This is a genomic window from Pseudoduganella sp. RAF53_2 (assembly GCF_052113985.1).
Lineage (GTDB): Bacteria > Pseudomonadota > Gammaproteobacteria > Burkholderiales > Burkholderiaceae_D > Rugamonas.
The window spans coordinates 1-6,898 of the sequence record NZ_JBFRDW010000301.1 but is presented as its reverse complement, the minus strand read 5'-3'; the positions used below and the strand labels follow the sequence as shown (position 1 = coordinate 6,898).

Here is a 6,898-nt window from a genome sequence, read left to right as displayed (position 1 = left end):
GTACTGGGTTGCGTGCGCGTTTTCCCAGTCGATGTGAACGCGCGTGATGTTCACGGACTTGCCGTAGTCCAGGGTCAGGAATTCATTGTCTGTGAATCCGCTGCCCCAGCGCGTGCCTGGATTGTGGTCGATGGCCGCCGCTGCGTTCAGATCGCCGCGTTCGGACGAACTGGCCGTCGCCGCAACCGGCGTCAGCGCCATTTCGGCCGACGCGCGTGCCACCGATGCCGCCAGCCGCAGCCCACCCTGGGCCTGGCTGCCGGAATCTTCACTACTGCCACCGCATGCGGCCAGCAAGGCTGCCAGGGCGAGAGGTAAGCCCTGGAGTGTTATCTTGCGTAGCCGCTTTAGGTTCGATCGATGCCCTGAAGGCGTCTTTCTCATGGTACCTCCCTATATTCTTGATGCGTTGCTATTTCGTTATCGACCAGTAATAAGATGATACTCATCATAATTACTTGCCAATTAAAAGCCGCGGTTTGACGGCGGCCTTGCGGTTTGCACCCGAGGTTCCATTCGATTCATTGCCGAATGGAAATATTTGGAAACGTTACCGTGACTAACTATCGCTGTCAAGCGTACCCGACAAACGAACACGATTCGTTACGATTTAAGACAAATTTGCGGCTTTGCCACAGGCCGAAAGTTAGACATTTGCAGCTTGACAAAGCTGGGCCGCAGAACGAAATTGAGAAATGACGGCCATAAGCTTGCTACTTGAAAGGCAGCGTCATGGAAACGATTACCATCCGATCGGCAGCAGGCGGCGCGGGCGCCTTACTTAGCGCTCTTGCCATGGCCCGGGCCGATAGTCCGCCCGCCGTAATTCCGGTCGCTTCCGAGCCGGCCGGGCCGCATACCAGCGGTAATCCAGTGATTATCGTGAGCCTGGACCCAGGTCCACACAAAGTCCTGCTGAAGCTGGCCGATCCGAGCCACAAGATTCTGACCGGCGAAGCGGTTACGGTTACGGTGACGGTGCCGGATACCAGGGCAGGGAAGCCGCACGACCATTGAAAGCAGGGCGCTTTCATACCGAAGTATAAGTTACGAAAGCGTGCTTGCTGACTAGAATCGAGACACAGATTAACGAAGTCCGGCAGTCAGCGAGGGAATCATGGCAAGCAAATGCGATGTCTGTGAGGTGGAACGAATTGACGTGGCCCACATCCGAATGCAATCGGGCAGCCATGTCGCCAGGGTAGGGGAGTTTCGCGAAGCGGACCGTCTGCTGCAGCGCTGGATGGAAGGGGCGCCCAAGGAGCACACGGAATTCAGTTTCGAGATCGCTTTCCAGGATGGCTTCGTATTCCGCTGTCAATACGATTTCTTGCGCCGCACGCGCGCTCGGCCGTCGCTGAGCAAGCTGGTGCGAAATGCATTCTTTGGACGTTGCGAGGCGATCGGCATGCTGCCGCGTTCGCCGGAGCGCTACGAAATCAGCAGCTTCTGAAAAGCCGTGGCCCGGCAGTAGCGCCGGGCCATCGCAGCGCGTTCAAGTACGACCCGATGGACGGGGCGCGCGAATCACGACCACTGCCACATTGGACGGCGACGCCATGGTGCTGGCGGCAACCGGTGCCTTTTCAAAGACCTTGGGCAGGTTTTCAGTCGCGAGCGTGCCGAGGCCAATAATCGTCAGCACAGAGATGAAGATCGCTTCCATATGTTTTTGGATGTTCATGATGCTTCCTTTCGGGTCGGGTTTGGATGGACGAGATGTTTTTCAACTTCCCGATCTCCATTCAGCAAAACCGATGCCAGGCATCAAAAATCCTGCTCACAGAGGCGATCCAGCCGCGCGCGCAGCCAAACTTGTCGGTTCGCGTCCAACTTCGGGCTGAGACTGTTTGGCGCCGAGCGACATCAGGCCAATTTAAAGGAAACGATGGCGTCCTGGTCTTTGGCAAAAGCTGCGCACAGGCGATGGAAGCCGTCCGCGATCACGAGTTCGTCGCCGTGTTTGCCGCACACCAGCAGGATGGGCGAGAACGGGCGGCCTTTCTTGATATCCTTATGTTGGCTAGCCCAGTCAAAGGCGTGCACCTCGGCCATGGGTGTATGCGAGGCCCGCAGAATGTCCCGCGCCGGGATTTCCCTGATGTGCGCCCGACGCAGGCCCTTGACCAGCCGGATTGCCGAGCGTGAGCCAAACAAGAGGCTCAGGTAGGACTGCGCTGACAGATAATCCTTCTTTCTGGGCTTCTTTCGCCACCTRACAGACTTGCTCATAGCAGCTCCTTATCATTGATGATAATGATATCGAACTGCCAAGATTGGCGGCGCACAGCCTATGCCGTGAGCGCAAAAGAGCCGATAATAGCGGCCAAATCATTTTGAGCACTATTTGGAACTCTCATGGAAATTAAGGTCAACTTCCTCGACAAGCTTCGCCTGGAAGCCAAGTTCGACGACTTCACGGTGATCGCCGATCAGCCGATTCGCTATAAGGGCGACGGCTCGGCGCCGGGTCCGTTCGACTACTTTTTGGCTTCATCGGCCTTGTGCGCCGCTTACTTCGTGAAGTTGTACTGCAATACGCGCAATATTCCGACCGAAAATATCCGCCTGTCGCAGAACAATATCGTCGATCCGGAAAACCGCTATCAGCAGATCTTCAAGATCCAGGTCGAGCTGCCGCCGGATATTTCCGCCAAAGACCGCGAAGGCATCCTGCGCTCCATCGACCGCTGCACAGTGAAGAAAGTAGTTCAGGCCGGCCCGGACTTCGTCATTGAAGAAGTCGAAAATCTGGACGCTGATGCGCAGGCATTGCTGACGCTGAAGGCGGATTCCGAGGCAAGCACTTATATCCTGGGCAAGGACCTGCCGCTGGAGCAGACCATCGCCAATATGTCCGGACTGCTGGCGGACCTCGGCATCAAGATCGAAATCGCGTCCTGGCGCAATATCGTTCCGAATGTCTGGTCGCTGCACATCCGCGACGCGCACTCGCCAATGTGCTTCACCAACGGCAAAGGCGCGACCAAAGAAAGCGCGCTGGCGTCTGCCTTGGGCGAGTACATTGAACGCGTAAGCTGCAATCACTTCTACGCAGGCCAATTCTGGGGCGAAGAACTCGCCAACGCACCGTTCGTGCATTACCCGAACGAGCGCTGGTTCAAGCCGGGCCGCAAAGACGCGCTGCCGGCCGAAATTCTGGACGAGTACAGCCGCAATATCTACGATCCTGACGGCGAACTGCGTGGATCGCATCTGTACGACACTAATTCCGGCAACGTCGCACGCGGCATCTGTTCGCTGCCGTTTGTGCGCCAGTCGGACGGCCAGACGGTGTATTTCCCATCCAACCTGATCGAAAACCTGTTCGTTAGCAACGGCATGAGCGCCGGTAACACGCTGGCTGAAGCCCAGGTCCAATGTTTGTCGGAGATTTTCGAAAGGGCGGTTAAACGCGAAATTCTGGAAGGCGAAATCGCACTGCCGGATGTGCCGCAGGAAGTGATCGCGAAATATCCGGGCATTGTGGCCGGCATCAAGGGCCTGGAAGAACAGGGTTTCCCGGTGCTGGTGAAAGATGCGTCGCTGGGTGGTAAGTACCCTGTCATGTGTGTCACTTTGATGAATCCGAGAACCGGTGGCGTGTTTGCCTCGTTTGGCGCTCATCCAAGCCTGGAAGTGGCATTGGAACGCAGCCTGACGGAACTTCTGCAGGGACGCAGTTTTGAAGGCCTGAACGATCTGCCTCGGCCGACCTTCGTCAGCAACGCCGTCACCGAGCCAAATAACTTCGTTGAACACTTCATCGACTCCAGCGGCGTCGTGTCGTGGCGCTTCTTCAGCGCCAAAGCCGATTACGACTTCGTTGAGTGGGACTTTTCCGGCCACGGTGAAAACTCCAATGCTCAGGAAGCTGCCACTTTGTTCGGCATCCTCAAAGACATGGGCAAAGAAGTCTATGTGGCTGTGTACGACGAATTGGGCGCGACGGCATGCCGGATTCTGGTGCCCGGTTACTCCGAAATCTATCTGGTGGAAGACCTGATCTGGGATAACAGCAACAAGGCACTGGCGTTCCGTGAAGACATCCTGAACATTCACCAACTGGACGACGAGCACCTGGAGGCGCTGCTGGAGCGCCTGGAAGACAGCGACTCGGACGATTACACCGAAATCGGTTCTTTGATCGGTATCGAGTTCGACGAGAACACGGTCTGGGCGCTGCTAACGATCCTTGAGCTGAAGCTGCTGATTCATCTGGCACTGGAGCAGTTTGAAGAGGCGAAGGAACTGGTTGAAGCCTTCCTGCAGTACAACGACAACTCGGTTGAGCGTGGACTGTTCTATCAGGCCATGAACGTGGTCCTGGAAGTGATCCTCGACGACGATCTGGAAATGGGAGATTACGAAGCCAATTTCCGCCGCATGTTCGGCGGCGAAAGAATGGACGCCGTCCTGGGCTCCGTGAACGGCAGCGTGCGATTCCATGGCCTGACGCCAACCAGCATGAAACTGGAAGGCATCGACCGGCACCAGCGCAAGATCGACAGCTACAGGAAACTACACGCAGCCCGCGCCAAAGCCGCCGCCAAGGCCAGCTAAGGCACTGTGGCGCCGATATGCGTATGTCAAGGCCAAGTTGAAATGTCCGGTCCCGGGCAAAGTTGAAATGTCCGTTTTCCCTAGTTTTCGAACTCCCGGGGTAGTCCGTGACGTGGCCGCGACAGCGGAACGGCTGCGCAATCTCTAAAGCATCTTTTTGTTGATTTGCGCCGAAAATTGACCCGTTTCCCCCAGTAATTTGCAAATGAATCTGACCCACGTTTGAAGCACAATCCACCTGTCTCATCGGCAGGAGAACGGAGTGATAGACGTGGCATTGCTAGGCATAATTCGACGCTGGCACTTGYGTGACCAGGTCCCCCTCAGGGAGATCGCCAGGCGACTGGGCATCTCGAGGAACACCGTCCGACGCTATCTGCGCTCGGAAATCACAGAGCCCTCCTATGCGGAGCGGCGAGCGTCCAGCGCGCTGGACAAATACTCTTTGCAATTGTCGGGCTGGCTCAAGGCTGAGACGGTCAAGCCGCGCAAGCAGCGACGCAATTTGAAGCAGATCCACGAAGACCTGAAAGAGCTGGGTTACGAGGGGTCATACGACCGCGTGGCGGCGTTCGCCAGGCAGTGGAAGGCGGGTCAATCGGACAGGGTCAATTCGGCGAGCAAACGAACACACGCAGTACTTCTTGATGTATTGACTGATCGGAGATGGGAAGAAATTTCGGGCATCCGTAGCATGCGGTCACCGGATTGAATGGGCAGGAAGGCTGCCCCGTAGTGCACGCACCTATTCCTGCGATTGGTATGCCGTGCGGGACACCCGCGACCTGCTGCTCTCCCTTCAGCTTTCTCAGTTCCTCAGGATGAATAAAGCCCGTCGTACCCATATGTGCCACTTGGCGATATGTATCTGAAATGCCCAGTGCTTGATTAACTCGCTCAACTTGCGTGGCCGATGTAGCGTAGTAAACCTGCCCTGACTCCAGGCTGGAATGGCCCATGTATTCGGCGAGTTCTTCGGCGCTGGCACCAGCATCAACCATGCGCATGGCACCAGAGTGTCGTAGGTCTCTTGCGGACCACGCGACGCCAGTCACCTCAAGCAGCAACTCTCGGATGCGAACAGAAATCGAGGCCGCGTCGGTGTAGCCTAGAAAATAGTCACTTCCCGGGCGGTGCTCAGTTCTGGTAAAAATCTCGCTAAAAATAATCGCCCATTCGCGCTTGACCCGCCGTACCAGCGGCATCCGCTTCATGGAGTCATCACGCTGCTTGATCATCCGAAAGGTCAAATGGACAGAGCAACTACCACCTGGTGGCGAAATAATTCGGCAATCGCGACGTCGAAGTATCCCAATCTGTTTCGGGCGCATCGCAAACTGGTAGCTGCAAATTATGAGCGCCGTGTCGACCAGGGATGCCAGGGACTCTTTTTTTGCTGCAACCGCATGTTCTTCTATCCACCGAACCAGCCGGGCTTCGTCTTCTATCGATATGAAAACATCTCTTCTGCGGACGCGTGAAAATTTGTCCGCCGGCGGCAATGGAAGGGCGGAGGAAATGAAAGGTAGATACGCCGGTCTCCATTTGCCGATTTTTCGCTCTGCAAGAAAAACCAGCAGGGCTTTAAGCCCAGTAAAAACATCAACGTACTCAATCTTAGATCTCAGCCTATCCCAAATCGACCTTGCATCAACGGGCGAGCATTCGATTATCGTGATCAGGTCATCAAGTTCAACATGAACAAGGCTACTAAGGTTCTTCTGTGCAGTTGAAGGTGCGCCACGCGTCAATCGATCGGCGATAAAAGCTTGCAGTAGGCCCTTCAGCGCCCAGTCGCGCTCGTAACGGTCGAATCGCAACCTACGTTTTGTACCATTTATTGAAATGATCCATCTTAGCGCCGACAGATCAGTGACACTGTAATCTTCGTCGGTATAATCATCGACGTATCTGACTATGGAAGGCAGAGGAGGGACGTCTACTAGAAGAGCGCGAGGCCTATGGGCAGGGATAGACGGAGAGAGATGCTGAGTCATTGTGGTAACTCCATAAGCATAGCAACGCGATCATCGAATTGATCACCCCAGACAGCGTTCAATCTCTCCTCAAAAGCCGCTTTCGCATAAAGTAGCGGCATAGACGAGGTCGCCGCCCAACCAAAATAGCTGCGCATCTTCTGCATTACTTCTGGCATTGGATCGCCGCGCGTCAGAAGCTGTTTCATCCTTATCACCGCCGCAGTATGGCGCAAGTCGTGCGGAGATATCGCCGACATGCCTGTCCGGTCGTGCAAGGTCTTGATTGTGGTTGATGAAAGCGACGCGGTCAGAATCTTAAAGAAATGATTTACCCCCTCGGCGGACAACGGTTGACC

The 6,898-nt window shown here is 55.6% G+C and carries 7 protein-coding genes and 2 pseudogenes; 4 read left to right on the top strand and 5 right to left on the bottom strand.

What is annotated here, in order from left to right; genetic code table 11:
• A partial coding sequence (locus AB4Z11_RS18110; protein WP_442026651.1) for a discoidin domain-containing protein occupies positions 1–297 on the bottom strand: 297 nt, incomplete at its 3' end.
• 435 nt (positions 298–732) lie between these two features.
• Here AB4Z11_RS18110 and AB4Z11_RS18105 point away from each other — a divergent pair.
• Positions 733–1,017 carry a DUF6130 family protein gene (locus tag AB4Z11_RS18105; RefSeq protein ID WP_442026650.1) on the top strand — a complete coding sequence of 95 codons (285 nt, stop codon included), beginning with the start codon at positions 733–735 and terminating at the stop codon, positions 1,015–1,017.
• A 100-nt stretch (positions 1,018–1,117) separates the two neighbouring features.
• A complete protein-coding gene (locus AB4Z11_RS18100) occupies positions 1,118–1,453 on the top strand; it encodes a hypothetical protein (protein ID WP_442026649.1) in 336 nt (111 codons plus the stop codon).
• Positions 1,454–1,495: 42 nt separating this feature from the next.
• On the opposite strand, the gene AB4Z11_RS18095 is transcribed toward AB4Z11_RS18100, so the two are convergent.
• Both AB4Z11_RS18095 and AB4Z11_RS18090 read right to left on the bottom strand, forming a co-directional pair.
• Positions 1,496–1,684 (bottom strand): hypothetical protein, encoded by a 189-nt coding sequence (locus AB4Z11_RS18095; protein WP_442026648.1) that lies wholly within the window; start codon positions 1,682–1,684, stop codon positions 1,496–1,498.
• A gap of 182 nt (positions 1,685–1,866) precedes the next feature.
• Positions 1,867–2,232 carry a hypothetical protein gene (locus AB4Z11_RS18090; RefSeq protein ID WP_442026647.1) on the bottom strand — a complete coding sequence of 122 codons (366 nt, stop codon included), beginning with the start codon at positions 2,230–2,232 and terminating at the stop codon, positions 1,867–1,869.
• 126 nt (positions 2,233–2,358) lie between these two features.
• Here AB4Z11_RS18090 and AB4Z11_RS18085 point away from each other — a divergent pair, with 126 nt between their 5' ends.
• Together AB4Z11_RS18085 and AB4Z11_RS18080 are read left to right on the top strand one after the other, a co-directional pair.
• Positions 2,359–4,563 carry an OsmC domain/YcaO domain-containing protein gene (locus AB4Z11_RS18085; protein WP_442026646.1) on the top strand — a complete coding sequence of 735 codons (2,205 nt, stop codon included), beginning with the start codon at positions 2,359–2,361 and terminating at the stop codon, positions 4,561–4,563.
• Between the two features lie 262 nt (positions 4,564–4,825).
• Positions 4,826–5,152, top strand: a pseudogene (locus AB4Z11_RS18080) (helix-turn-helix domain-containing protein); the annotation flags it as partial.
• 19 nt (positions 5,153–5,171) lie between these two features.
• On the opposite strand, the gene AB4Z11_RS18075 reads toward AB4Z11_RS18080, so the two are convergent.
• Both AB4Z11_RS18075 and AB4Z11_RS18070 read right to left on the bottom strand, forming a co-directional pair.
• Positions 5,172–6,560, bottom strand: coding sequence for a tyrosine-type recombinase/integrase (locus AB4Z11_RS18075; protein WP_442026645.1), 1,389 nt, complete (start codon positions 6,558–6,560; stop codon positions 5,172–5,174).
• Positions 6,557–6,898 (bottom strand): annotated as a pseudogene (locus AB4Z11_RS18070) (site-specific integrase); the annotation flags it as partial. The pseudogene AB4Z11_RS18070 and the gene AB4Z11_RS18075, both read right to left, overlap by 4 nt.

What these genes read in the sequence shown, in the direction of transcription:
- AB4Z11_RS18105 (WP_442026650.1), top strand. Translation starts at nt 733, where the DNA reads ATGGAAACGATTACCATCCGATCGGCAGCAGGCGGCGCGGGCGCCTTA.
- AB4Z11_RS18100 (WP_442026649.1), top strand. Translation starts at nt 1,118, where the DNA reads ATGGCAAGCAAATGCGATGTCTGTGAGGTGGAACGAATTGACGTGGCC.
- AB4Z11_RS18095 (WP_442026648.1), bottom strand. Translation starts at nt 1,684, where the DNA reads ATGAACATCCAAAAACATATGGAAGCGATCTTCATCTCTGTGCTGACG.
- AB4Z11_RS18085 (WP_442026646.1), top strand. Translation starts at nt 2,359, where the DNA reads ATGGAAATTAAGGTCAACTTCCTCGACAAGCTTCGCCTGGAAGCCAAG.
- AB4Z11_RS18075 (WP_442026645.1), bottom strand. Translation starts at nt 6,560, where the DNA reads ATGACTCAGCATCTCTCTCCGTCTATCCCTGCCCATAGGCCTCGCGCT.